Annotated in this window: 24 protein-coding genes; 21 read left to right on the top strand and 3 right to left on the bottom strand. The window is 71.7% G+C overall.

Annotation, left to right across the window (positions count from 1 at the left end):
• Window positions 1-150: 150 nt before the first annotated feature.
• Entirely contained in the window at window positions 151-1149 is a 999-nt protein-coding gene (locus ACS5PV_RS28345; RefSeq protein WP_455398670.1) for a substrate-binding domain-containing protein, read from the bottom strand.
• Between the two features lie 257 nt (window positions 1150-1406).
• Between ACS5PV_RS28345 and ACS5PV_RS28340 the strand changes: the two genes are divergently transcribed.
• From ACS5PV_RS28340 to ACS5PV_RS28275, 14 genes are all read left to right on the top strand, one after another.
• Window positions 1407-2396 carry a sugar phosphate isomerase/epimerase family protein gene (locus ACS5PV_RS28340; RefSeq protein WP_455398669.1) on the top strand — a complete coding sequence of 330 codons (990 nt, stop codon included), beginning with the start codon at window positions 1407-1409 and terminating at the stop codon, window positions 2394-2396.
• Between the two features lie 64 nt (window positions 2397-2460).
• Window positions 2461-3513, top strand: coding sequence for a sugar ABC transporter substrate-binding protein (locus ACS5PV_RS28335; protein ID WP_455398668.1), 1053 nt, complete (start codon window positions 2461-2463; stop codon window positions 3511-3513).
• A 5-nt stretch (window positions 3514-3518) separates the two neighbouring features.
• Window positions 3519-5036, top strand: a complete 1518-nt coding sequence (locus ACS5PV_RS28330; RefSeq protein WP_455398667.1) for a sugar ABC transporter ATP-binding protein — start codon at window positions 3519-3521, stop codon at window positions 5034-5036.
• A gap of 23 nt (window positions 5037-5059) precedes the next feature.
• Entirely contained in the window at window positions 5060-6037 is a 978-nt protein-coding gene (locus ACS5PV_RS28325) for an ABC transporter permease (protein WP_455398666.1), read from the top strand.
• On the top strand, window positions 6034-6915 hold the full coding sequence (locus ACS5PV_RS28320; RefSeq protein ID WP_455398665.1) for a PfkB family carbohydrate kinase: 882 nt from the start codon (window positions 6034-6036) through the stop codon (window positions 6913-6915). The genes ACS5PV_RS28325 and ACS5PV_RS28320 overlap by 4 nt, the downstream gene beginning before the upstream one ends.
• Window positions 6916-7141: 226 nt before the next feature.
• Window positions 7142-7888, top strand: a complete 747-nt coding sequence (locus tag ACS5PV_RS28315; RefSeq protein WP_455398664.1) for a FadR/GntR family transcriptional regulator — start codon at window positions 7142-7144, stop codon at window positions 7886-7888.
• Window positions 7889-8388: 500 nt separating this feature from the next.
• Window positions 8389-8835, top strand: coding sequence for a hypothetical protein (locus ACS5PV_RS28310; protein ID WP_455398663.1), 447 nt, complete (start codon window positions 8389-8391; stop codon window positions 8833-8835).
• 5 nt (window positions 8836-8840) lie between these two features.
• Entirely contained in the window at window positions 8841-9941 is a 1101-nt protein-coding gene (locus ACS5PV_RS28305) for a four-carbon acid sugar kinase family protein (RefSeq protein WP_455398662.1), read from the top strand.
• Window positions 9938-10969, top strand: a complete 1032-nt coding sequence (pdxA, locus tag ACS5PV_RS28300) for a 4-hydroxythreonine-4-phosphate dehydrogenase PdxA (RefSeq protein ID WP_455398661.1) — start codon at window positions 9938-9940, stop codon at window positions 10967-10969. Before ACS5PV_RS28305 ends, pdxA begins: the two co-directional genes overlap by 4 nt.
• Window positions 10966-12093: an iron-containing alcohol dehydrogenase gene (locus tag ACS5PV_RS28295; RefSeq protein ID WP_455398660.1), complete on the top strand. Its 1128-nt coding sequence runs from the start codon at window positions 10966-10968 to the stop codon at window positions 12091-12093. The genes pdxA and ACS5PV_RS28295 overlap by 4 nt, the downstream gene beginning before the upstream one ends.
• Before the next feature lie 11 nt (window positions 12094-12104).
• Entirely contained in the window at window positions 12105-13022 is a 918-nt protein-coding gene (locus tag ACS5PV_RS28290) for a dihydrodipicolinate synthase family protein (RefSeq protein WP_455398659.1), read from the top strand.
• A gap of 304 nt (window positions 13023-13326) precedes the next feature.
• Window positions 13327-14745: a sodium:solute symporter family protein gene (locus tag ACS5PV_RS28285; RefSeq protein WP_455398658.1), complete on the top strand. Its 1419-nt coding sequence runs from the start codon at window positions 13327-13329 to the stop codon at window positions 14743-14745.
• 17 nt (window positions 14746-14762) lie between these two features.
• The gene (locus tag ACS5PV_RS28280; protein WP_455398657.1) at window positions 14763-15992 is read left to right on the top strand and encodes a sialidase family protein; all 1230 of its coding nucleotides are present in this window, start codon (window positions 14763-14765) and stop codon (window positions 15990-15992) included.
• The gene (locus ACS5PV_RS28275; RefSeq protein ID WP_455398656.1) at window positions 15985-16671 is read left to right on the top strand and encodes an SDR family NAD(P)-dependent oxidoreductase; all 687 of its coding nucleotides are present in this window, start codon (window positions 15985-15987) and stop codon (window positions 16669-16671) included. The genes ACS5PV_RS28280 and ACS5PV_RS28275 overlap by 8 nt, the downstream gene beginning before the upstream one ends.
• Before the next feature lie 18 nt (window positions 16672-16689).
• Here ACS5PV_RS28275 and ACS5PV_RS28270 read toward each other — a convergent pair whose 3' ends face one another.
• Both ACS5PV_RS28270 and ACS5PV_RS28265 read right to left on the bottom strand, forming a co-directional pair.
• Window positions 16690-17316, bottom strand: a complete 627-nt coding sequence (locus ACS5PV_RS28270) for a trimeric intracellular cation channel family protein (RefSeq protein WP_455398655.1) — start codon at window positions 17314-17316, stop codon at window positions 16690-16692.
• A 160-nt stretch (window positions 17317-17476) separates the two neighbouring features.
• Window positions 17477-18904: an aminotransferase-like domain-containing protein gene (locus ACS5PV_RS28265; RefSeq protein WP_455398654.1), complete on the bottom strand. Its 1428-nt coding sequence runs from the start codon at window positions 18902-18904 to the stop codon at window positions 17477-17479.
• Window positions 18905-19264: 360 nt separating this feature from the next.
• Between ACS5PV_RS28265 and ACS5PV_RS28260 the strand changes: the two genes are divergently transcribed.
• From ACS5PV_RS28260 to ACS5PV_RS28230, 7 genes are all read left to right on the top strand, one after another.
• Window positions 19265-19747: an MSMEG_0572/Sll0783 family nitrogen starvation response protein gene (locus tag ACS5PV_RS28260; protein WP_455398653.1), complete on the top strand. Its 483-nt coding sequence runs from the start codon at window positions 19265-19267 to the stop codon at window positions 19745-19747.
• Window positions 19748-19818: 71 nt separating this feature from the next.
• Entirely contained in the window at window positions 19819-20910 is a 1092-nt protein-coding gene (locus ACS5PV_RS28255; protein ID WP_455398652.1) for a Nit6803 family nitrilase, read from the top strand.
• A complete protein-coding gene (locus ACS5PV_RS28250; protein WP_455398699.1) occupies window positions 20864-21967 on the top strand; it encodes an MSMEG_0568 family radical SAM protein in 1104 nt (367 codons plus the stop codon). Before ACS5PV_RS28255 ends, ACS5PV_RS28250 begins: the two co-directional genes overlap by 47 nt.
• The gene (locus ACS5PV_RS28245; RefSeq protein WP_455398651.1) at window positions 21964-22539 is read left to right on the top strand and encodes an MSMEG_0567/Sll0786 family nitrogen starvation N-acetyltransferase; all 576 of its coding nucleotides are present in this window, start codon (window positions 21964-21966) and stop codon (window positions 22537-22539) included. Before ACS5PV_RS28250 ends, ACS5PV_RS28245 begins: the two co-directional genes overlap by 4 nt.
• The gene (locus tag ACS5PV_RS28240) at window positions 22539-23525 is read left to right on the top strand and encodes a sll0787 family AIR synthase-like protein (RefSeq protein WP_455398650.1); all 987 of its coding nucleotides are present in this window, start codon (window positions 22539-22541) and stop codon (window positions 23523-23525) included. The genes ACS5PV_RS28245 and ACS5PV_RS28240 overlap by 1 nt, the downstream gene beginning before the upstream one ends.
• Window positions 23522-24697, top strand: a complete 1176-nt coding sequence (locus ACS5PV_RS28235; RefSeq protein WP_455398649.1) for an MSMEG_0565 family glycosyltransferase — start codon at window positions 23522-23524, stop codon at window positions 24695-24697. The genes ACS5PV_RS28240 and ACS5PV_RS28235 overlap by 4 nt, the downstream gene beginning before the upstream one ends.
• Before the next feature lie 24 nt (window positions 24698-24721).
• Window positions 24722-25003, top strand: a complete 282-nt coding sequence (locus ACS5PV_RS28230) for an MSMEG_0570 family nitrogen starvation response protein (RefSeq protein ID WP_455398648.1) — start codon at window positions 24722-24724, stop codon at window positions 25001-25003.
• Window positions 25004-25027: the final 24 nt, after the last annotated feature.

The raw sequence follows: 25027 nt of genomic DNA, 5'->3' as shown, positions 1-25027 counted from the left end.
CCCTTCATGACGCGCGCGATCTTTCCGGAAGCGGCGTCCCCTCTTCCGCCCCGCTCCGCGGGGCACCCTCCCCCGCAGAGGGGGGAGGGGGATCCCTCGCCTCTCCTTTTCCCGCACAGCCTTACGTATCGGCAGTGCCGGCAGTCGCCCTCACAACCCCTGCTTCACCAGATCGCCCACCGTCGTCTTGTTGATCGTCAGCACCCGGTCGACCTCGATCACCCGCTGCGCCTCGTCCACCGTCGCCGGTCCCAGCGTCGGGATCTCGGTACCGGTCTTGATCGGCGTGCCGTCGAGCGCCATGCGGGCGACCGCCACCATGCCGTAGCCGGCATCCTTCGGGCTCCACAGGAAGCCCTCGCGGATCGCGCCTGCCATGATCAGCGGCTGGGCCTGTGCTGGGATCGTCGTGCCGACGAGGGCGATCTTCTTCTCCAGGCGGCGCTGGCGGATCACGTTGCCGGCGCCGATCGGGCCGTTCGACCCCATCGACATGATGCCGCGCACGTTCGGGTAGGCTTGCAGCACCTGCTGCGTCACGCGCGAGGATTCGTCGATCAGGTCGGCGCCGGGGAAGCGGTCAGCCGCCTGCTTCATCTTGGGGAAGTGCGCCTTCTGGTAGGCGACTGCCGCATCCGCCCAGGCGTTGTGCCCCGGCGTCGTCAGCGTGCCGACGTAGATGACGTACTCGCCCTCCTCGCTCATCTCGCGGGCGAGCGCCTTCATCTGCATCTCGCCGTAGCCCTTGGCGCTGATCAGCTCCAGGTCCCAGGTCTTGCCGTCCTGGTTGGCGCCCTCCTGGGTGATGACGACGATGCCGGCGTCGCGGGCGCGCTGCACCGCCTGGCCGGTCACCTTCACGTCGAGGGGCACGAGGCCGATCACGTCGACCTGCTTGGCGATCAGGTCGTCGATCAGCTTGACCTGCTGGGCCGGATCGACCGTGGCCGGGCCGACCATGGTGGTGGTGATGTTGAACTCTTTGCCGGCGGCCTCGAGGCCCTGGTTGAGGATGTTGAACCAGGGAATGCCGGCGGCCTTGACCACCGTCGCCATGGTCTTCGGCGCCGCCGCGAAGGCCCGGCCGGCACCGAGAGGCCCCGCCACCGCCAGGCCACCGAGCATCTTCAACGTGGTGCGCCGATCCATGCTGCGTCCCTCCACCCGGTCGCGACCTGTCGTGATGCGGTCGCTTTATTCACTGCAACACAGGTATGGGTGAAGAGACTGACGAGTCAAGCCGGTTTGCGAAGGGTCGCGACGGACGCATCGTCTCGCACGTGCGAAACGTTTCCGCTCTGCAATCCTCACGAAGGCGTGATGGCGGGGATCACCTGCGAGGATCGAGCTACTTTACAGTTTCACAAAAAAATGTGATGTACCGATCAAACGCAGGAGACTCGATCGTGACATCCGACCCGGTCCGCTTCGCGACGCGGCTCAACTCGTTCGCCTCGAAGCCGGACGCCTACTGGCCGGCGGGCCACGGCAAGCCGGGCCCGCTGGATCTGGCGGCCCGCGCCGCGACCGCGCGCGGCCTCACCGACGTCGACCTGAACTATCCCGACCATCTCGGCACCGACGCGCGCGCGACCGGGGCGGCGATCCGCGACCTCGGCCTCACCGTGAATGGCCTGGCGATGCGCTACTACTCGAACCCGGCCTTCAAGATCGGCGCCTTCACCAACCCCGATCCACTGGTGCGCCGCGAGGCGATCGACCTGACGAAGCGCGGCATCGACGCGGCGCGGGAGGCCGGCTGCGCGCTGATGACGCTGTGGCTCGGCCAGGACGGCTTCGACTACGCCTTCCAGGCCGACTACGCCAAGCTCTGGGCCGACGAGATCGAGGGCATCCGCGAGGTCGCCGCGCACGATCCCGACTGCCTGATCAGCATCGAGTACAAGCCGAACGAGCCGCGCTCCTACAGCTTGATGCCCGATTGCGCCACGACGCTGCTGGCGCTGAAGGACATCGGCCTGCCGAACCTCGGCGTCACCCTCGATTTCGCCCACGTGCTCTACGCCGACGAGCAGCCGGCCTTCGCGGCGGCCTTGATCGCGCGCCACAGCCGCATCCTCGGGGTGCACCTGAACGACGGCTACGCCAAGCGCGACGACGGGCTGATGGTCGGCGCCGTCCATCCGATCCAGACGATCGAGCTGCTGCGCCAGGTCCGCCGCGACGGTTTTTACGGCCCGATCTACTTCGACACCTTCCCGGACCTCTCCGGCCTCGACCCGGTCGCCGAGTGCGAGGCCAACATCGCCACCGTGATGGCGATGCTGACGATCGCCGACACCCTCGACGCCGACCGCGACCTTGCCGGTGCCATCGCCCGCCAGGACGCCGTCGCGAGCCAGGCCATCGTCCGCCGGGCCATGCTCGGCCGCTGAACCCCGTCAGGGCGCGTGGGCCGGCGACAGACCGGCCGCGCCGCGTCGATCCAGGAGGAACCCCATGAAGTCCCTGATCCTGTCCGGTGTCATGCTGCTCGCCGCGTCGATCGTGCAGGCGCAGGACCTGAAGCCCCTCAACTCGGACAGCGAGCCGGACCGGATCGACTGGAGCCAGCTTACCGCCAGGCTCGGCCCGCTGCCGAAGCCGCCGGCCGGTACTCGTGTCGGGGCGGTGTCGAAGACGCTGACCAACGAGTACTGGCGCCTGCTCGGCGAGGGCTATCGGAGTTTCGGCAAGCGGGTCGGCGTGCCGGTCGCCTACCAGGCGGCGCAGAACGAGGGCGACCAGGTCGGGCAATTGTCGATCGCCGAGACGTTGATCGCGCAAGGGACCAGCGTGCTCCTGGTCTCGCCGCAGACCAACGCCAACCTGGAACCGATCCTAGGGCAGGCCAAGGAGGCTGGCATCCCGGTCGTCAACGTCAACGACGCGGTGATCCCGCAGGCCGCGCACTACGTCGGCAACGTGCAGCGCGACAACGGCGTGCGGGTCGCCCGCTGGTTCGTCGCCAACCGGCCCGACGGCGGCAAGCTCGCGATCATCGAGGGCCAGGCCGGCGTCTACGCCGCCGCCCAGCGCACCGCCGGCTTCAAGGCCACGGTCGCGGCGGAAGGGCCGAAGCTCAGGATCGTCGCCAGCGTACCCGGCAACTGGGACCGCCAGCTCTCCTACGACGCCGCCACCACGATCCTCCAGCAGCATCCCGACCTCGTCGGCTTCTACTGCAACAACGACACGATGGCGCTCGGCGTCGTCGAGGCGGTGAAGAATGCCGGCGCGCTGGGCAAGGTCGCGGTTTTCGGCACCGACGGGATCTCGGACGCCCACGCCTCGATCCGAGCGGGCGAGCTCACCGGCACCGTCGACAGCTTCCCGGTGCTGACCGGCGAGGTGGCAATGGAGGCGGCCCTGCGGGTGCTCGCCAAGGAGACGGTGCCGCGCGTCGTCGCCACGCCCCAGGCGCTGATCACCAAGGACAATATCGAGCGCTACAAGGGCAAGGGTGTCGACGTCCGCGCCGTGCTCGAGCAGGACGCCCAGGCGGGCAAGTGACAGCCATGCCGGCCGTCCCGCGCCAGGGTCCCCCACGTCTGGAGATCCAGGGCCTCACGAAAAGCTTTCCGGGCGTGAAGGCGCTCGGCGACATGGCGCTGAGCGTCGCGCCGGGCGAGGTCCACGCGCTGCTCGGCGAGAACGGCGCCGGCAAGTCGACGCTGCTGCGGGTGCTGTCGGGCGTCATGGCGCCGGATGCCGGCACGATCGCGGTGGACGGGACGGTGCTCGCCTTGCGCTCACCCCTGGCGGCGCGCCGCGCCGGCATCGCGATGATCCACCAGGAGTTGCAGCAGGTCCCCGAGCTGAGCGTGGCGCAGAACATGTTCCTCGGCCGGCCCCTGCGGCGGGCCGGGATCTTCGCCGACCGCGCCCGGCAGGAGGCGCTGGCGGCGGAGGCCCTGGCTCCGCTCGACGCTCACATCCGCCCGGAGGCGAAGCTGCGCAGCCTCACGGTGGCGCAGCGCCAGATCGTCGAGATCGCCCGCGCGCTCCTCGACGAGGCGCGGGTCATCGCCATGGACGAGCCGACCTCGAGCCTGACCCCGGCGGAGTTCGAGCGCCTGGCCGCGGTCATCGCCGGGCTCGCGGCCCGGGGCGTGTCGGTCGTCTACGTCTCGCACAAGATGGACGAGGTGTTCCGGATCTGCCGCCGCGCCACGGTGATGCGCGACGGCCGGCTCGTCGGCGCCGTCGACCTCGCGGGCGTAAGCGAGGGCGCCGTCGTCGCCATGATGGTCGGCCGGGCGCTCGCCACCGCGCCGCACCGCTCCTCGGCGCGACCCGAGACCGTCCTGTCGGTGCGCGGGCTCAGCGCCGGCACCCGGGTCGTCGCGGCGAGCTTCGACCTGCACCGGGGCGAGGTGCTCGGCATCGCCGGGCTGATCGGCTCCGGCCGCACCGAGTTGCTGCGCCTGCTCGCCGGCGCCGATCGCCGCAGCGCCGGCACGATCACGGTCGAGGGCAGGCCGCTGACGCGGCCCGGTCCCCGCGCGGCGATCGCCGCCGGCATCGGGCTCGTGCCCGAGGAGCGCAAGCGCGACGGGATTGTGCCGCAGCGCTCGATCCTCGCTAACCTGGCGCTGCCCTCGCTCGCGCGCTTCGCCCCCGGCGGGCTGATCCGCCGGCGCCGCCTGCGGGCGGAGGCGACGGGTTGCCTCCAGGAGGTGGGTTTGCGGCCGATGCAGCCCGACCGGCCGATCCGGCTGTTCAGCGGCGGCAACCAGCAGAAGGCGATCATCGCCCGCTGGATCGCCGCCGGCACCAGGATCCTCCTGTTCGACGAGCCGACCCGCGGCGTCGATGTCGGCGCCAAGGCGGAGATCTACGGGCTGATCGAGCGGCTGGTGGCGGAGGGACGGTCGGTCATCGTTGTCTCCTCGGAGCTGCCCGAGCTCCTGCGCCTCGCCGACCGGGTGCTCGTCCTGCGCCAGGGCCGCATCGCCGCGGACCTCCCGCGGGGCGCCTTGAGCGAGGAGGCGATCGTCGCTCACGCCGTCCCGCAATCCACCCGCGCCGCCTGACACCCGTCCCCGAAGGCCCCGCCATGTCCGCCCTCACCGATTCCGCCCCCCTCGAGCGAACCGCGCCGCCGCGCCTGCGCGTCGCCTGGCGCGACCTCGGCACCCTGATCGGCCTCGTGCTCATCGTGCTGGCCTTCTGGGCGCTCGCGCCGGGCTTCATGACCGGGCGCAACCTCCTCAACATCCTCCAGCAATCGAGCATCAACGCCTGCGTGGCGCTCGGCATGACGCTGGTGATCGTCTCGGGCGGCATCGATCTCTCGGTCGGGCCCGTCGCGGCGCTCGCCGCCGTGCTCTCGGCAGCGCTGATGGTGGCGGGCGTGCCGCCTGTCCTCGCCATCCTGGCAGGTCTCGCGCTCGGGGCCCTGTGCGGGCTCGTCAACGGCGCGCTCATCTGCTTTGGCGGCCTGCAACCCTTCATCGTGACGCTCGGCACGCTCAGCACCTACCGGGCGCTGGCGCTGATCGCCACCGACGGCAACCCGATCTTCGGCGTGCCGCCATCCTTCCGGGCGATCGTCAACGGCACCGTGATGGGCGTGCCGGCGCCGGTGGTCGCGGTGCTGATCGTCGCGATCCTCGCCGGGGTGATCCTGCGCCGCACGCCGTTCGGGGAATATCTGCTCGCGGTCGGCGGCAACGAGGAGGCGGCCCACATCGCCGGCGTGCCGATCGCGCTCACCAAGATCGGTGCCTACATGCTGTCGGGTACGCTTGCCGCGCTCGCCGCCCTGATCCTCGTCGGGCGCCTCGGCGCCGCCGAGCCGATCCTCGGCAACCTCTGGGAGCTCGACGCGATCGCGGCGGCGGCGATCGGCGGCGCCTCGCTGATGGGCGGCAAGGGCAGCATCCTCGGCACGGTGCTCGGCGCGGTGATCCTCGGGGCGATGCGCAACGGCCTGACGCTGATGAACGTCCAGGCCTTCTACCAGCTGCTGGCCACCGGCCTCATCATCCTGCTCGCCATGCTGGTCGACCGGGTCACCCGGGGGCGGGCATGAGCGCCGCGACTGAAGCCGCCGTCGTGGTGGTCGGCAGCCTGCACTACGACATCACGGTCGACGCGCCGGACCGTCCGCGCAAGGGCGAGACGGTGACCGGTCGGGCCTGGGCCCCCGCCTTCGGCGGCAAGGGCGGCAACCAGGCCGCCGCCGCGAGCGGGCAGGGCGCCCCGACCGCGATGGTGGGCGCCGTCGGCGACGACGATTTTGGCCGGTACCTGCTGGCGGGCCTCGACCGCGCCGGGGTGGATCGCACCGGCGTCGCGATCCTGCCCGGGACGGGGTCGGGCATGAGCGTCGCGATCTTCGACGACGACGGCGATTACGGCGCGGTCATCGTCTCGGGCGCCAACCTCGCGATCGAGGCCACGCAGCTCATCGACGCGGTGCTCGCAAAGGCCCGGGTGCTGATCCTTCAGAACGAGATCCCGGAAGCCGTCAACGCCGCGGTGGCGGCCCGCGCCCGGCGCCTCGGCGTCGTGACGATCCTCAACGCCGCGCCCGCCCGGCCGTTCGCGACCGATCTCGCCGACCACGTCGACATCCTGATCGTCAACGCGATCGAGGCCGAGATGCTCGGCGCCGGGCCCGTCGGCTCGCTGCCGGACGCGGTGCGGGCGGCCGAGGCGCTGGCGGAGCGCTGTCCCATCGCGATCGTCACCGCCGGTGGCGGCGGCGTCGCCATGGCGGGCCGCGCCGGCGCCGCCTCCCTGCCCGGACTCCCGGTCACGGTGGTCAGCACCCACGGCGCCGGCGACATGTTCGTCGGCACCTTCGCGGCGCGCCTCGCCCGCGGCGAGCTGGCGCCGGATGCGCTCGCCGCCGCCAACGCGGCCGCGGCGCGCCTGGTCTCCGCCCCGCGCGGGGGCAGGGCCTGAGCGCTCGACCCGGACGTTGCGTCCCGGGCCGGACCGCCGAGGGGCGCCCGCTCCCGGCCCATCTGCCGTTCGCATGACCGTGCTTCCCGGAGAAGCACCGGCGCGGACAGGATGTGCGTCGCGGATGCTAACAACATTTAACAAGCTTGCGCCGGTTGCCGGAGTTGCGGCATACTTGTCAACAGGTGGTCGGCATGCGTCGCCGCGGCGGAGAAGCAGGAGATCCATGCAACCGGCAGTTCCCGACGTCGTCGATCCCGCGCCGGGCGGCCCGGCGAGGCCGTCCGGCCTGGCGGACGGGGTCTATCACGGGCTCCTCGCCGAGATCGCCGGCGGGCAGTACGGCGAGAACCAGAGGCTCCCGAGCGAGAACGAGCTGGCGGCGCGCTACAAGGTCTCGCGTCCCGTGGTGCGTGCGGCGCTCGAACGGCTGCGCCAGGAGAACGTCATCGTGTCCCGGCAGGGCGCCGGCAGCTTCGTGCGCGGCCAGGGCCGGGCCCCGGCGCTCGGCTACGCGCCGGTCGAGAGCATCGCCGACATCCAGCGCTGCTACGAGTTCCGCCTGACCATCGAGCCGGAGGCCGCCCGCTACGCCGCGCTCCGGCGCAACGACGCCGCGATGACCCGCATCGGGGCCGCCCTCGACCTGATGAACACCGCGACGCGCCAGCAGCTGCACCGCGACGACGCCGACTTCGCCTTCCACGTCGCCATCGCGGAGGCCGCGAACAACCACTATTACGGCGCCTCGCTCCAGGCGCTGCAATCGCACATCGCCGTCGGCATGAAGATCCACGGCCTGGCGCTGCTCGGCCCGAATTCCGGCCTGCAAGGCGTGTTCGACGAGCACCGCGCCATCTTCGCGGCGATCCGCGACGGCGACGGCGAGACGGCGCGGGACCGGATGCACCGCCACATCTGCTCCTCGCGCGATCGGCTGTTCGAGGGGCGGCTGCTGGACCTGTCGCTGTAACGCCCGACGGCCGGTCGCCTCAGCGCCGCGCGGCAGGAATTGCTCAAGGTTTTTTGGCAGATATTTTTTGCTTAAATAGATCAAATCAAATAATTTGCGAGCGATAGCAAACAAACTACGACAGATTTTTTTCGAATATATATCATTATCTCGCGCGGCGCCCGAGCGATGCCGAAATCCGAACTGCGCAGCAATCAGTCGGATTGCGTATGATGCCAACGGCCTGAGATGCTGACGCGTCAGGTCATCGACCCATCTCGAATTTCCGATGCCAAGCCAGAGCCTATGCGAAAATTCGAGGACGGAACCGGAGGTCGTGTCCAACGACCGTCCGTATGACGAGCGGGATATCGGCACTCCGCCCCCTGCCGACCCGGTGACCGTCGTGAGATCAGCCTCCTCGGCCGATCCGCTTGACAACCCTACCGTCCCTCCCTTACCTCATAACAAGTTTACAACAAATCCGACGCTTGTACGGGTGTCGTGCGGGAGGAACAGGTATGCCGGACGCCGGCGGAGTGAGGGAGCGGCTCGTCGGTCCGGCCGGACGCTCGAACGTTCTCCGGCCCGGTGCCCACCTGGTGCCCGGCGCCGTTGATTGGCGCGCTCGCGACCACGACGATGACCTCGCGGCGGTGCGGCCGGGCTCGATCGAAGATGCCCTCGAAGTTGTCAGGTTGTCAGACGAGTGCACGCCTGCCATCGCCGTCCGCCTCGACCGAATGCGCCGCATCGGAGCCGTCGACGGGCTCGCCGGCATCGCGCTCACCATCGTGGTGGCCGGTCTTGCCGACGGCCCGTCCGTGATCCTGCTCGCGGTGGCGAGCGGCCTCGGCCTCGCGGCGGCCGCTTCCTTCCTGTTCGCGGTCGGCGAGATCGCGCCCTCGAAGCACCGGGACGACGAGGACGGCGCGCCCGCCCCGTTCCCGGCGACCGGCCGCGCGTGACCGCCATGTCCGCCGCTCCGCCGACCCTGCGCCTGGTCGCCGACGACCTCACCGGCACCCTCGACACCGCTGCCGGCTTCACCGGGCTCGTCGGGCCGGTCGCGGTCGCCTGGAGCGGCGGCGCCAGGCCCGGGGCGGCGAGCCTCGCCCTCGATACCGGCACGCGCGAGCGCGGTGCCGGGGAGGCGGCGGCGATCGTCGCCGCGGCGGCGCCGATGCTCGCGGGCGCGGGCATCGCCTTCAAGAAGGTCGACAGCCTCCTGCGCGGCCCCTGGGCGGCGGAGCTCGCCGCCTGCCTCGGCGACTGGCGCCACGTGATCGTGGCGCCGGCCTTCCCCTACCAGGGCCGGTGCACGCGCGATGGCCGCCAGCTCGCCCGCACGCATGAGGGCTGGGAGGCGGTCTCGGGCGACATCGCCGGCACCTTGCGCGCGGCGGGCGTGCCGGCCCGCCGCGCCGATGTCGCGGACGGCCTCGTCGACGGCGTCGCCGTCTACGACGCGGCGGACGAGTCCGACCTCGCGCGGATCGCGGCCCTCGGCGAGGGCGCGCCGGTGCTGTGGTGCGGCAGCGGCGGGCTCGCCGGGGCGCTCGCCCGCCGGGCGCCGGCCCCTTGCGATACGCGCCTGCGCGGCCCGGTCCTCGGCCTGTTCGGCTCCGACCGCCCGGAGACGGAAGGCCAGCTCGCGCGCTGCCCGGAGCACCGGATGGTGATCGGCGAGGGCGAGGACCCCGCGCGGGTCGCGGACCGGCTCGCGCGCGACGGCGTCGCGCTGGTCAGCCTCGTCCTCCCTCCGGGGACCGCCCGCTCCGACGCCGCCCAGCGCATCGCCGCCGCCTTCGGGCGCCTCGCCCTCGCCCTGCCGCAGCCCGGCACCCTGGTCGTCGCCGGCGGTGAGACGCTGAAGGCGCTGTGCTTGTCGCTCCAGGCCGAGTCCCTCGTCGTCACCGGCCAGGTCGCCCCGGGCCTGCCGCGCTCGCGCCTGTGCGGCGGGGCCTGGGATGGCACCGCTATCATCTCGAAATCCGGGGCGTTCGGCACGCCCGCCATCTGGCGCGACCTGCTGCGCGCCAACGGCCTCACACCTGAAAGGACCTGCGCGTGACCCGCCACCTCGCCATCACCATGGGCGACCCCGCCGGGATCGGCCCCGAGATCATCGTCAAGGCTGCGCACAAGCTGCGGGACCGCCTCGCCTCCGGGGACCTGAAGCTCGTCGTCATCGGCAGCAACCCGGCGCTCAAGCGCGCGGAGGAGGCGCTTGGCCTCGGCCTCGCGATCCCCGAGGTCTCGGGCGACGGCGCATGGCCGGCGCTCTGCTGCCTCCAGGCCGATGCGGAAGGTGCCCCGATCGAGCCGGGCCGCTTGAGCGCCGATGGCGGCCGCTTCGCCTACAAGGCGATCGAGCGGGCGGTGCGGCTCGCCCTCGACGGCACGATCGGCAGCATCGTCACGGCGCCGCTCAACAAGGAGGCGCTGAACCTCGCCGGCTACCACTATGCCGGCCACACCGAGATGCTGGCCGACCTCACCGGCGTGCGCGGCTCGGTGATGATGCTCGCCCACGGCAACATGCGGGTGAGCCACGTCACGACGCATGTCGCGCTCCAGGACGTGCCGAAGCGCCTGACGCCGGAGCGCCTGCGCCTCGTCATCGACCTCACCCATGCGGCACTCAAGGGCATCGGCCTGAAAAACCCCCGCATCGCGATCGCGGCGCTCAACCCGCATGCCGGCGAGGGCGGGCTGTTCGGCCGCGAGGACATCGACGTCAGCGCGCCGGTGATCGCCCAGAAGGTCGCCGACGGGCTCGACATCGTCGGCCCGGTCCCGGGCGACACGGTGTTCGTCAAGCTCAGGGCCGGCCAGTACGATGCGGTCGTCGCCATGTACCACGACCAGGGTCACATCCCGGTCAAGCTGCTCGGCTTCGAGGTCGACCCCGAGACCGGGCGCTGGGTCGACCTGTCGGGCGTCAACATCACGCTGGGGCTGCCGATCATCCGCACTTCGGTCGATCACGGCACCGCCTTCGACATCGCCGGCCGCGGCATCGCCAACGAGCGCAGCCTGATCGAGGCCATCGAATACGCCGAGCGGCTCGCCGCCACCGCCCAGAGGAGCGCCGCGTGAATCCCCTGTCCGCCCCCATCGAGATCGTCCGCCCCGACATCGCCTTCGGCTCCGGCACGGTCGCGGATGTCGGCCGCCGCGCCCGCGCGATGGGCGCCCGCACCATCCTGGTCGTCGCCGACGCCTTCAACGCCGCCCGGATCGACCTCCTCGAGCTGCCCGGCGAGGTGCGGGTGTTCGGCGAGGTCAAGCCCGAGCCCGACATCCCGAACCTCGACCGGGCCCTGGCCCTCGCCGAGGAGGTGTCGCCCGATCTCGTCGTCGGCTTCGGCGGCGGCAGCGCCATGGATCTCGCCAAGCTCGTGGCGGTGCTGCCGGGCAGCGGCCAGACCCTGCACGAGGTCGTCGGCCCCGAGAAGGTGCGCGGCCGCCGCGTCGGGCTGATCCAGGTTCCGACCACCGCCGGCACCGGCAGCGAGGGCGGCACCCGGGCGCTCGTCACCGATCCCGCGACCCAGAACAAGCTCGCGGTGCAGAGCCGCCACATGCTGGCCGACGCCGCGGTGATCGACCCGGATCTCACCATGACGGTGCCGGCCGCGGTCACCGCCGCGACCGGAATCGACGCCATGGCGCACTGCGTCGAGGCCTTCACCAGCCGCAAGGCCCACCCGCTGATCGACCTCTACGCGCTCGAGGGCGCCCGCCTCGTCGGCCGCTTCTTGGCCCGCGCCGTGCGCGACGGGAACGACCGCGAGGCGCGGGCCGGGCTGGCGCTCGCCTCGCTCTACGGCGGCTTCTGCCTCGGGCCGGTCAACACCACGGCGGGCCACGCCGTCGCCTATCCCCTCGGCACCCGCCACCACATCCCGCACGGGCTCGCCTGTGCGGTGATCTTCCCGCACACGCTCGCCTTCAACGCGCCGGCGGTGCCGGAGAAGACCCGCCAGGTGATGGCGGCGCTCGGCCTGCCCGAGACCGACGACGAGGCGGCGGTGGTCGAGGCGGCGACGCGCTGGTGCGCCGATCTCGGCGTCGCGATGCGCCTCTCCGCCCACGGGGTGCCGGCCGGCGACCTGCCTGCCATGGCGGCGGAGGCCCACGCCATCCGCCGGCTCCTCGACAACAACCCGCGCGAGATGAGCGAACAGCAGATCCTCGCCCTCTACCACGCCGCCGGCTGAGAGGACCCGCCATGACCGACCAGGCTTTCCCGCGCGGCGTCTTCTGCGCCGCCCTCACGCCCCTCGATTCCGACCTGAACCCGAACTACGCGGCCTTCACCGCCCATTGCCGCTACCTGATCGAGGAGGGCTGCACCGGCGTCGCCCTCCTCGGCACCACCGGCGAGGCGAACTCGTTCTCGACCGACGAGCGCAAGGCGCTCCTTGAGGCCGCGCTCGCCGGCGGCCTCTCGCCCTCGCAGCTGATGCCCGGCACCGGCGTCGCGGCGATCCCTGAGACCGTGGCGCTCACCCGCCACGCCCTCTCGGTCGGCGTCACCACGGTCGTGATGCTGCCGCCGTTCTACTACAAGGGCGTCTCGGAGGACGGGCTGGCGGCGGCCTACTCGCGGATCATCGAGCGGATCGGCGACGACCGGCTGCGGGTGGTGCTCTACCACATCCCGCAGGTCTCCGGCGTGCCGATCCCGCACGGGGTCATCGCGACCCTGCGCGCGCGCTTCCCCGGCATCGTCACCGGCATCAAGGATTCGTCGGGCGACCTCGCCCACATGACGACCCTGGTCGAGCGCTTCCCGGGCTTCTCGGTGCTCGCCGGCGCCGACCCGCTGATGCTGCCCTTGCTCAAGGTGGGCGGCGCCGGCGCGATCACCGCCACCACCAACCTCTGCGCGCGAGACCTGCGCTTCGTCTTCGACCACCACGCCAACCCGGCCAAGGCCGATGCGGTCGCGGCGGCGCAGAACCGGGTGGTGGCTGCCCGCGAGCGCGCCTCGCGCTTTGCCCAGATGGCCTCGCTCAAGGCGCTCACCGCCGAGCGAACCGGCGACGCGAACTGGCACCGCCTGCGCCCGCCGCTGATGGCGCTGACGCGAGACGAGCGCGCGGCCCTGCTGGGGACGGGCGAGGGGCTGGCGCGGGCCTCGTGAGGCCGGTCGGGGAGCGGCGCGCGAAGATGCCGGCCTCGATTCAGGGGATCAAACCACAATTGCCAAACCCTCTTCGTCATTCCGGGGCCGCGTAGCGGAGCCCGGAATCCAGAAACGCCGGCGATGAAGAAGAGGACGGGCGCTTTCCGCCTTGCCTTTCAAGTCCAGCGGCTCTGGATCCCGGGCTCCGCCGCGCGGCCCCGGGATGACACGGAGATTTGGCGGCAGATTTGGCTCTTCGTCCGACCGATACGGTCGTCAAGGTAGAGCGCGATTTCAAGAACATTTGTCCGAGGACACGCCCATGCATGAATTCACCGAGGGCGAGAGCCTGACCATCGCGGTCATGGTCGTCGCCTACATCCTGTTCACCGGCTGGCTGACCCTGCGCCTGCGCAGCCGCACCAACGCCCAGTTCATGACCGCGTCGCGCTCGATGCCGGCGCTCGTCGTCGGCGTGCTCCTGATGTCGGAATTCGTCGGCGCCAAATCGACCGTCGGCACCGCGCAGGAGGCGTTCAATTCCGGCATCGCCGCCGCCTGGTCGGTGCTCGGCGCCTCGATCGGCTTCCTGCTGTTCGGGCTGCTCATCGTCCGCCGCATCTACGATTCGGGCGAGTACACCATCTCGGCGGCGATCGCGCAGAAATACGGCAAGTCGACCATGATGACGGTCTCGGTCATCATGATCTACGCGCTTTTGCTCGTGAACGTCGGCAACTACGTCAGTGGTGCTGCCGCGATCTCGACGGCGTTGCGCGTCAACATCCCGACGGCGATGTGCATCATCGCGGCGGTGAGCACGTTCTACTACGTGTTCGGCGGGCTGAAGGGCGTCGCCTGGGTGACGATCCTGCACAGCGCGATCAAGGTCGCGGGCATCGGCATCATCCTGTGGGTCGCGCTCTCGGCCACCGGCGGCATCGCCCCGATGCAGGCTGCACTCCCGCCCGAATACTTCACCTGGGACGGCAAGATCGGCGCCGCCACGATCTTCGCCTGGACCTTCGGCACCGTGGGGGCGATCTTCTCGACCCAGTTCATCGTCCAGGCGATCTCCTCCACGAAGAGCGCTTCCGCCGCCCGCGCCTCGGCGCTCTACGCGGCGGCGTTCTGCCTGCCGCTGGGCATCGTGCTGGCGCTGATCGGGCTCGCCGCCAGGACGCTGTACCCCGAGATGAGCAGCCTCTACGCGCTGCCGATCTTCCTGAAGAACATGCATCCGCTGCTCGCGGGCGTCGTCACCACCTCGCTCGTCGCCTCGATCTTCGTCAGCGTCAGCACCGTGGCGCTCGCCATCGCGTCGCTCGTCGTGCGCGACTTCTACGTGCCGTATTGGAAGCCCGATCCCGCCCGGGAGCTGCGCATGACGCGGGTGTTCTCGCTCGTCATCGCGGTGGTGCCGCTGGTCTTCGTGTTCTTCATCCCCGAGATCCTGAAGCTGTCGTTCTTCACCCGCGCGCTTCGCCTGTCGATCTCGATCGTCGCGATGGTCGGCTTCTACCTGCCCTGGTTCAGCTCGAACCGCGGCGCGACGCTGGGCCTGCTCGGCGCGGCGCTCGCCACCACGGTCTGGTACGCGATCGGCAACCCCTACGGCATCGACAATATGTACATCGCCGCGCTGGCCCCGCTCCTCGTCATGGCGGTCGAGCGCGTGTTCCGCTGGGGCGACCGGGTGCCGGCGAAAGTCGAGCCCGCGCGTCCCGCCACCACCGCCTGAACCCGAAAGAGAGTCCCATGCTCGACACGATCGACAAGCCGATCGACCGCACCGGCCAGCTCCGGGCGGTCGCGGGCGACCCCGCGCGCCGCGAGGCCTTCATTCCGTCGCCTTGCGTGCAGAACCACGCCGCCAACCTCCTGCCGCTGCCGAACGGCGACCTCGCCTGCGTCTGGTTCGGCGGCACGCAGGAGGGCATGGCCGATATCTCGGTCTACGGCTCGCGCCTGCCGGCCGGCAGCGACACTTGGTCTGAGGCGATCAAGCTCTCGGACGATTCCACCCGCTCGGAGCAGAACCCGATCCTGTTCAACGCGCCGACCGGGGCGCTCTGGCTGATCTGGACCGCGCAGGTCTCGGGCAACCAGGACACCGCCTTCGTCCGCCGGCGGATCTCGCACGACCACGGCCTGACCTGGGGCCCGATCGAGACCCTGTTTGCGCCGCGGGAAGGCTGCGGCACCTTCGTGCGCCAGCCGCCGGTGGTCCTGGCGAACGGCACGTGGCTCCTGCCGATCTTCCACTGCCCGAGCGTGCCGGGCGCCAAGTGGGTCGGCGACGACGACACCAGCGCGGTGATGCTCTCGTCGGACCAGGGCCGGACCTGGCGCGAGGTGGCGGTGCCGGGCAGCACGGGCGCCGTGCACATGAACGTGCTCGCCCTCCACGACGGCACGCTGCTCGCGCTCTTCCGCAGCCGCTGGGCCGACGCGATCCACGAGAGCCGCTCGACCGACGGCGGCGAGACCTGGACGGCGCCTGTGCCGACGGTGCTGCCGAACAACAACTCCTCGATCCAGGCGAGCGTGCTGTCGAACGGCCACGTCGCCCTCGTCTACAACGCCGTCAACGCCGAGGCCGCGACCGAGCGCCGGGCTTCGCTCTACGACGAGATCGAGGACGAGGAGCCCGCGTCCGACGCGGCCCCCGCCCCGGTTGATCCGGCCAAGCGCACGGCGTTCTGGGGCACCCCGCGGGCGCCGCTGACCCTCGCCATCTCGACCGATGGCGGCCGCACCTGGCCGCACAGGCGCGACGTCGAGATCGGCGACGGCTACTGCATGACCAACAACTCCCGCGACCGCTCCAACCGCGAATTGTCCTATCCCTCGGTGACCCAGACGCCGGACGGGGCGATCCACGTCGCCTTCACGTATCACCGCCAGGCGATCAAGTACGTGCGGGTGAGCGAGGCGTGGGTGAAGGAGGCATGGGTGAAAGAGGCCGGGGTGTCCGCCGGTGAGTGAGGCTGTGGATCGGCACGCCCTCGTCACGGGGGCGAGCTCCGGCATCGGCGCCGCGGTCGTGGCGCGGCTCCTCGCCGACGGCTGGCGGGTGACCGGGGTGAGCCGGGGCGGGGGAGGGGGCGCGCATCCGCGCTACCGCCATCTCGCCCTCGATCTCTCCGACCTCGACGCCATCGCGCCCGCCCTCGGCGATCTCAGCGTCACCGCCCTCGTCCACGCCGCGGGCCTCCTGCGGGTCGGCCGCCTCGGGGAGGCGGCGCCGGAGGACGGGGCCACGATGTGGCGTCTCCACGTAGAGGCGGCGACGCGGCTCGCCGGAATCCTGGTGCCGCGGATGGAGCCGGGCGGCCGGGTGGTGCTGATCGGCAGCCGCACGGCCGCGGGCGCCGCCGGCCGGGGCGCCTACGCGGCCTCGAAGGCGGCGCTCGTCGCGCTCGCCCGCTCCTGGGCCGCCGAGGTGATGCCGCGCGGCGTCACCGTCAACGTCGTCGCCCCGGCGGCGACCGAGACCCCGATGCTGACCGATCCCTCGCGCGGCAGCGTGGCGCCGAAGCTCCCGCCCCTCGGCCGGTTCATCCAGCCCGCGGAGGTCGCGGCCGCCGTCGCCTACTTCCTGTCGCCGGAGGCCGCGGCGGTGACCGGGCAGCAGCTGGTGATCTGCGGCGGCAGCTCGTTGTAGGCGCGGCGCTGGGCGCGGTCAGGGATCGGGCGGGCCGGCCACCGGCAGCCGCCAGCCCCGGTAGAGGGACATCAGCCGCAGGAACACGCACAGTCCGATCCCCGCCAGCGCGACGGGGGTCGGCGGCCATCCGAGCCCGGCGCCGGCCACCACCACCAGCCCGCCTGCCAGGGCCGCAACGGCGTAGATCTCCGAGCGCAGCACGGTCGGCACCTGCGCCGTCAGGCCGTCGCGCACCATCCCGCCGCCGATGCCGCTGAGCATGCCGAGCACCGCCGCCATCGGCCAGACGATGCCGTGGTCGAGCGCCTTCTGCGTCCCGGCGACGGCGAAGACGCCGAGCCCGACCGCGTCGAAGACGAGGACCGGCTGGTGCAGGCGCGCGACCGCCCGGGCGAACCAGAACACCAGGAGACCGGCCGCGACCGCGAGCGCGAGGTTGTACCAGCTCGCGATCGAGGCCGGCGGGATCGCCCCGATCAGGACGTCCCGCACGATGCCGCCGACCACCGCGGTGACGAAGGCGAGCACCAGGACGCCGAACAGATCGAGCCGGCGCTCGACCCCGAGCGCCGCCCCGCTCAGGGCGAACACGAAGGTGCCGACGAAGTCGAGCACCCGCACCAGCAGGAGAGCCGGGTCCATCCTCAGCCCGGCGCTCGTTCGAGCCGGGTCCCGGCGGTCAGCATCGCATCCCCCTTCGGGCCGGAACGGCCGCGCGAGGCCCGAGCCTCGCGGAAAGCGCGGGCCCTGTCCACTCGCGGCCGGGATCACCCGTGCCTGGTGGCCGGCGGCGTCGATCCGCTCAGATGTAGCTCGAGGCGAGGGCCGGCAGGCCGTCGAGCGCGTGGGCGAGAACCTCGAGGCCTTGCGTGATCTGCTGGCGCGTCGCCGGGCCGCCGAGGCACAGCCGCACCGCCTCCGGGGGTGATCCCGCCACGCAGAAGGGGTCGCTGGCGACGACGCCGAGCCCCGCCGACCGCCCCTGGCTGGCGAAGGCCGAGCGCGTCCAGCCCTCCGGCAGCGTGATCCAGACGTGGAAGCCGTGCGGATCGGCGGCGTAGGTCCCGGCCGGCAGCAGCGACGCCGCGATGCGCTGGCGCGCGACCGATTCCTCGCGGACGAACTGCACGATGGCCTCCGCCGTGCCGTCCATGATCCAGCGCGTCGCGAGCGCCGTCGAGATCGGCGAGGCCATGACGGTTGCGGCGCGCAAGGAGCCCGCGAGCGGCAGGGCGGTGCGCGCGCTCGGGGCGACCAGGAAGGCGAGGCGCAGCCCGGCGCCCAGGCACTTGGCGAGCCCCGCCACGTAGTAGGTGATCTCGGGAGCCAGTTCGGCGAAGCTCGGCGGTGGGGCCGGGCAGTTGCGCGCGTAGGCGTCGTCCTCGACGATGCTGACGGCGTAGCGCCGCGCCACCGCGACGACGGCCTCCCGCCGCGCCCGGGACAGGGTCGCGGTGGTCGGGTTCTGCAAGAGCGGGTTCAGGTAGATCGCCTTCGGGGCGACCTTGGTGCAGGCGGCCGCGAACGCGTCGGGATCGACTCCGCAGCGGTCCATCGGCAGGTCGACGAGGCGCAGGCCCAGATGCGCCGCGAGCGTGCGGATCCCCGGATAGGTGATGCGCTCGGCGCAGATGGCGTCGCCCGGCCGGGCGACCTGGCCCAGCACGCTGAACAGGGCGCTGTGCGCGCCGGGGCAGATCAGCAGGCGCTCGCGCTTCGCGTCGATCCCGCGGCCCTTCAGCCATCGCAGCGCCGCTTCCTTGTCGGGCTCGGTCCCGCCGAAGCCCTGGTAGCGCATCAGGTTGGCGAGATCGCCGGAGAGCTCGGCGAACGAGGCCCGCATGCGCGCCTGGAGGGCCGGCGCGTCGGGCTCGGGCGGCAGGTTCATGGTGAAGTCGACCGGGCCGACGCGGGCGGCCTCGGGCCTCGGCGCCCGGGCCGGGTCGACCACGAACGTGCCCTGCCCGACGCGGCCCTCGATCAGGCCGCGCCTGTGCGCCTCGACGTAGCCGCGCGACACCGTGGTGAAGTTCAGGTCGAGCGCCTCGGCGAGCGCCCGCTGGGTCGGCAGGCGCATGCCCGGCATCAGGCGCCCCGTCCGGACGTCGTCGGCCAGCGCGTCCGCGATGGCCAGGTAGTGCGGCTTGCCCCGTCGCTTCAGGTCCGGCGCCCAGGCCTCGGTCGTCACGGTCCGGGGGCCGGCTCGCCCGCCTCGCTCCATCGCCCTCATGCGTCGCGCGCCTGCTCCGTCACCATGCGATCAATGTCGAATTGTATGGCTAGCAAGCGCCGTACCGCGCTCATTGACCGGACGAACCTTGCGTCCGATCCATACAATACGATCAATCATTGGCATGCAGACGCTCGATCGTGGCGAGAAGACGCGCAGATCATGCCGATGAAATAGGCGGCGCGCCCGGGTCAGCCGATATTCGCACGATGTGCTTTGATCGCATGATTGTATGCATTTCTCATGGACGGATTGATCGACTCATTGATCGTCACGACTTGGCACATCGCTTGCCATTGAATGGGTGCGACCGCGAGCCGTTCCGCCCGTCGCGGTTTCATCCTTCGAGGAGCGAGAGCAATGCCTGCCGTGAATCGCGAACCCCATAAGAAGGGCGATGTCCTGGTCGACTACGAGGAGAAGGTCTTCGAGGACGTGAAGGCGGAGCCGGGCCAGAAGGCGCTGGTCACCTTCCACACCGTCGCCTTCGAGGGCTCGATCGGCCTCGTCAACCTGCTCCAGGCGACCCGCCTGCAGCGCAAGGGCTTCGAAACCTCCATCCTGCTCTACGGGCCCGGCATCACGCTCGGCGTCCAGCGCGGCTTCCCGCGCCTCGGCGACGAGGCCTTCCCCGGGCACCTGAACTTCAACAACCAGCTCGAGAAGTTCATGGCCGAGGGTGGCAAGGTCTATGCCTGCCGGTTCTCGACCCAGGCCCTCTACGGCCACGGCGAGGCGGCCTTCATCGAGGGGATCCGCATGATCAACCCCCTCGACGTCCTCGACTGCCTCCTCCTGCACAAGCGCGACAACGCGGTGATCATCGACACCTGGACGGTCTGAGCGGCCCGCCCGGGTCGACCGCATCCGGCGGCCGCGCGACGCGGCCGCCGTCATCGCCGGAGGGATCATCCATGACAGAGAACCGGCCAGAGACCCGGATCGTGCGGGCCGCCGCCTTCCAGATCGCGCCGGACCTCGACCGGCCGGACGGCACCCTGGAGCGCGTGCTCAACGCCATCGACGAGGCCGCGGCCAAGGGCGCGCGCTTCCTGGTCTTCCCCGAGACCTTCGTTCCCTACTACCCCTACTTCTCCTTCGTGCTGCCGCCCGCTTTGCAGGGCGCCGAGCACCTGACGCTCTACGAGCGGGCGCCGACGGTGCCGGGGCCGGTGACGCAGGCGGTCGCGGCCGCCGCCCGCCGCCACCGCGCGGTGGTGGTGCTCGGCCTCAACGAGCGCGACCACGGCTCGCTCTACAACACGCAGCTGATCTTCGACGCGGACGGGACGCTGAAGCTCAAACGCCGCAAGATCACCCCGACCTACCACGAGCGCATGATCTGGGGGCAGGGCGACGGCGCCGGCCTCGACGTGGTGGAGACGGCGGTCGGCCGGGTCGGGGCGCTCGCCTGCTGGGAGCACTACAATCCGCTCGCCCGCTACGCCCTGATGGCGCGCCACGAGGAGATCCACGCGGCGCAGTTCCCGGGCTCGCTCGTCGGCCAGATCTTCGCCGACCAGATGGAGGTGACGATCCGCCACCACGCCCTCGAAGCGGCCTGCTTCGTCGTCAACGCCACCGGCTGGCTCACCGACGAGCAGGTGGTGCGGGTCTGCCCGGACGAGCGGCTGCGCGGGGCCTGCCGCGGCGGCAACTGCACCGCCATCGTCTCGCCCGAGGGCCGGCACCTCGCCGAGCCGCTGCGCACCGGCGAGGGCATCCTGATCGCCGACATGGACCTGGCGCTCGTGACGAAGCGCAAGCGGATGATGGATTCCGTCGGGCACTACGCCCGGCCCGAGCTCCTCAGCCTCCTCCACGACGACCGCCCGGCCGCGTTCGTGCGCGCGCCGCACCGTTCCCAGACCTCGTCCCAGCCCCCGTCCCGGAGCCTCGACCATGAGCAGCAGCCCGCTTCCGACGAGCCTTCCCTCCCCCCCGCCGGGCCTGGCCGGGATGCCGACGGAGCGCCTGATCAACGCGTTGCAATCCTACGGCGTTAGGCTGGCCGACAGCCGCGCCGGCGCGCCGAGCCGCCGCGGCGGGGCCGGGCCGTCGGACCACAAGGCGATGACCATCGCGGGCCGCACCGTCATGGTGCCGGTCCACACCGAGACCGCCTTCGAGTCGCCCTTCCTGGTCCGTCGCCCGGATGCCGACGGCATCTCGGTGATCGAGCGGGACGGCGTGGTGATCGGGCGCGCCACCTTCCCGGGCAAGCCGCGCTTCTACGCGCTCTCGACCCTCGACGGCGTGCCCTACTCCAAGATCGCGGTGCTGCACGGGCGCGACGTGCTCGCCACCACCGTGCTGCAGACCTGCATCCGCTACGCCAGCCGCACCAAGACCTGCCAGTTCTGCTCCATCGGCCAGTCGCTCGCCGCCGGCCGCACGATCGCGCACAAGACGCCCGAGCAGCTCGCCGAGGTCGCCCGCGCCGCCGTGCTCCTCGACGGCGTCAGGCACATGGTGATGACGACCGGCACGCCGAACGCGACCGACCGCGGCGCGGCGGTGCTGTGCGAGAGCGCGCGCGCCGTGAAGGCGGCGGTCGACCTGCCGATCCAGGGCCAGTGCGAGCCGCCCGACGACGACCGCTGGTTCGCCCGCATGAAGAGCGCCGGCATCGACGCCCTCGGGATGCACCTCGAGGCCGTGACCCCGGAGGTCCGCGCCCGCATCATGCCCGGCAAGGCGAGCGTGCCGCTGGAGCGCTACGACGCCGCCTTCGCGGCGGCGGTGCCGGTCTTCGGGCGCGGCCAGGTCTCGACCTACATCCTGGCCGGCCTCGGCGACACGCCGCAGGCCATCCTGGAGACGGCCGAGCGGCTGATCCGGATGGGCGTCTATCCCTTCGTGGTTCCCTTCGTGCCGATCTCCGGGACGCCGCTGGAGAGCCACCCGGCCCCCGGCCCGGACTTCATGCACGCGATCCTGGCGCCGCTCGCGGCGATGCTCGTCGGCGCCGACCTGCGCGCGACCGACATCAAGGCCGGCTGCGGGCGCTGCGGCGCCTGCTCGGCCCTCTCCACCTACGAGGGCGCGGGGGCGGCGGCATGATGTTCGAGCCCGTCACGCCGTACCGGCCGAGCCACTTCCGGGTGAAGTTCGCCACGAGCGCCTGGGAGCAGCGCGCCTGCGCGGCGCTTCGCCGTCAGGTCTTCTGCACCGAGCAGGGCATCTTCGCCGACGACGACCGCGACGCGATCGACGAACGGGCGATCCCGATCTGCGCCCTCTCGACACTCGGCGGCGAGGCGGACGCCGTCGTCGGCACCGTGCGCATCCACGAGGCGGCCGAGCGGCCGGGCGAGTGGTGGGGCTCGCGGCTCGCCGTGGCAAGGGACTTCCGCGGCACCGCCGCCCTCGGCGTCGGCCTCATCCAGGTCGCGGTCTCCTCGGCCCATGCGAGGGGCTGCACGCTCTTCCTCGCCCACGTGCAGGAGAGGAACGTGCCGCTGTTCCAGTCCCTGCACTGGACGAGCCTCGCCGAGGCCGACCTGCACGGGCGCCCCCACCATCTGATGCAGGCCGATCTCGCCGCCTACCCGCCGATGCACGATCCCGGGCACGGGCTCGTCACGTTCCAGAAATCCGACGGCCGGACCTCCGCTCGCCCGAGGGCGGCGTGATGGATCTCGCCCTCGACATCCCCGGTCTCGCCCGCCAGATCCGGGACGCGCGCGGGGTCGCCCACAAGCGCGACATCGATGCCGTCGTCGCGCGCCTCGGGCTCGCCGACCGCCGGGCCGCAATTCCCGTCGGTGACGATTGCGCGGCGATCCCCGACGGCGACGGCCACCTGCTCTTTGCAATCGAAGGCTTCCTCGACAGCTTCGTCGCCGCCGACCCCCACTTCGCCGGCTATTGCGGGGTCATGGTCAACCTGAGCGACGTCGCCGCCATGGGCGGCCGGCCGCTCGCGGTCGTCGATGCGGTCTGGAGCCGGGACGCAGCTGAAGCCGATCCGGTGCTCGCCGGCCTCGCGGAGGCGGCGGCGCTCTACGGCGTCCCGATCGTCGGCGGCCACACCAACACCCGCTCCGAGGCCGGCCACCTCGCCGTCGCGGTGCTCGGCCGGGCCGGGCCGCGGCTGCTCACCAGCTTCGATGCGGCGCCCGGCGACGACCTCGTCGCGGCCATCGACCTGCGCGGCCGCTTCCGCGAGCCCCATCCCTACTGGGACGCCTCGACCGGCGCGCCGGGCGAGCGCCTGCGTGGCGACCTCGCCCTCCTGCCGGGGCTCGCCGAGGACGGGCTCGCCCGCGCCGCCAAGGACATCAGCATGGCCGGCGTGGTCGGCACGGCCCTGATGCTGCTCGAATGCTCGGCTGTCGGCGGCGTCATCGACCTCGCGGCGATCCCCCGTCCCGACCACGTCCCGCTCGCGCGCTGGCTCACGGCCTTCCCGAGCTTCGGCTACCTCGTCGCCGTGCGCCCCGACCGCACGCAGGCCGTCCTGTCCCGCTTCGGCGAGCGCGGCATCGCGTGCGCGCCGATCGGCCGCCTCGATGCGAGCCGCGTCGTCCGGGTTCGCGGCGCCTCGGACGAGGAGGCCGTGGTCTGGGATTTCGCGGCGGGCCCGCTCACCGGCTGCGGCAGGGAGAGCGCTCCGTGAGGCGCCTGCGCATCGCCCTCCTGACCCACTCGACCAACCCGCGTGGTGGCGTCGCCCACAACCTCGCGCTCGCCGAGGCCCTGTGCGCCCTCGGGCACGAGGCGGTGGTCCACGCGCCGGACCCCGCCGGCCGCGGCTTCTTCCGGGATGCCGCCTGCCCCACCGTCCCGGTCGCCGCCCGGCCGGTCGCCGGCACCACGGCCGACCTCGTGCGCGCCCGCATCACCGACTACCTGCGCCACTTCGCGACGCCCGCTTCCTGCGACTTCGACGTCTTCCACGCCCATGACGGCATCGGCGGCAACGCGCTCGCGACCCTGAAGCACCGGCGCCTGATCCCGGGCTTCGCCCGCACGGTCCATCACGTCGACAGCTTCTCCGACCCGCTGCTCGCGGAGTGGCAGGACCGCTCGATCCGCGAGGCCAGGCGCCTCCTCTGCGTCAGCCGCCTCTGGGCCGAGTGGATCGGGCAGGACCTCGGCCGGCCGGCCGACATCGTCGGGAACGGGGTCGACCTCACGGCCTTCCGCCGCGAGCCGACGCAAGCCGATGCGGCCTTGCGCGGGCGCCTCGGCCTCGGCCCCGGGCCGGTGATCCTCAGCGTCGGCGGCTTCGAGGAGCGCAAGAACACGGCGGGCATCGTCGCGGCCTTCGCGCGCCTGCGCGAGCGTCACCCGCGGGCGCAGCTCGTGATCGCCGGCGGGGCCACGCTCCTCGACCACGCGGCCTACCGCGCCCGCTGCCTCGCCGCCCTGTCCGCCGCCGGCCTCGCGCTGGGCCCGGGCCAGGCCGTGATCGAGACAGGTCCCGTCCCGCAGGGCGACATGCCGGCGCTCTACAGGGTCGCGGACGCCCTCGCCTTTCCCTCGTGGAAGGAGGGGTTCGGCCTCTGCGTGCTGGAGGCGATGGCCTGCGGGACGATTCCCATCGTGTCGCGGCAGCCGCCCTTCACCGAGTACCTCGCGGAGACCGACGCCCTCTTCGTCGATCCGGCCGATGCGGAGGCCATCGCCGTCGCGATGGCGCGCGCCCTGATGCCGGAGACCCGCGCGCGGCTGCAAAATGCCGCCCCGGCGCGGCTTGCGGCGCATTCCTGGCACGCCTGCGCGGAGCGCCACCTCGATGCCTACGCGGCCTGCGCCCGCGTGCCCCAAGAGTCGATCCATGTCTGAGTCGATCCATGCGTGAGCCGATCCATGCCTGAGATGCGCTTCCACATTCGCTGGCCCGACGGCCGGCGCGAGGCCTGCTACTCGCCCTCCCTCGTGGTGCGGGACTTTCTCGCCCCCGGCGAGAGCTACGCCCTCGACGACTTCGTCGAGAAGGCGCGCACGGCCCTCACCATCGCGAGCGAGCGGGTGCGCGAGAAATACGGCTTCTCGTGCTCCTCGGCCCTCGACCAGCTCGCCCGGATCGAGGCTGCCGCCGGGCGCCAGCCTGCCGCCGGCCGCGTCACGGTCGAGTCCTTCGAACCCTAAAGCCCGGTCCCACGGGCATCCATG

The sequence above is a fragment of the Methylobacterium sp. Gmos1 genome, from assembly GCF_053764715.1.
This window is presented reverse-complemented; position numbering and strand designations above follow the sequence as displayed.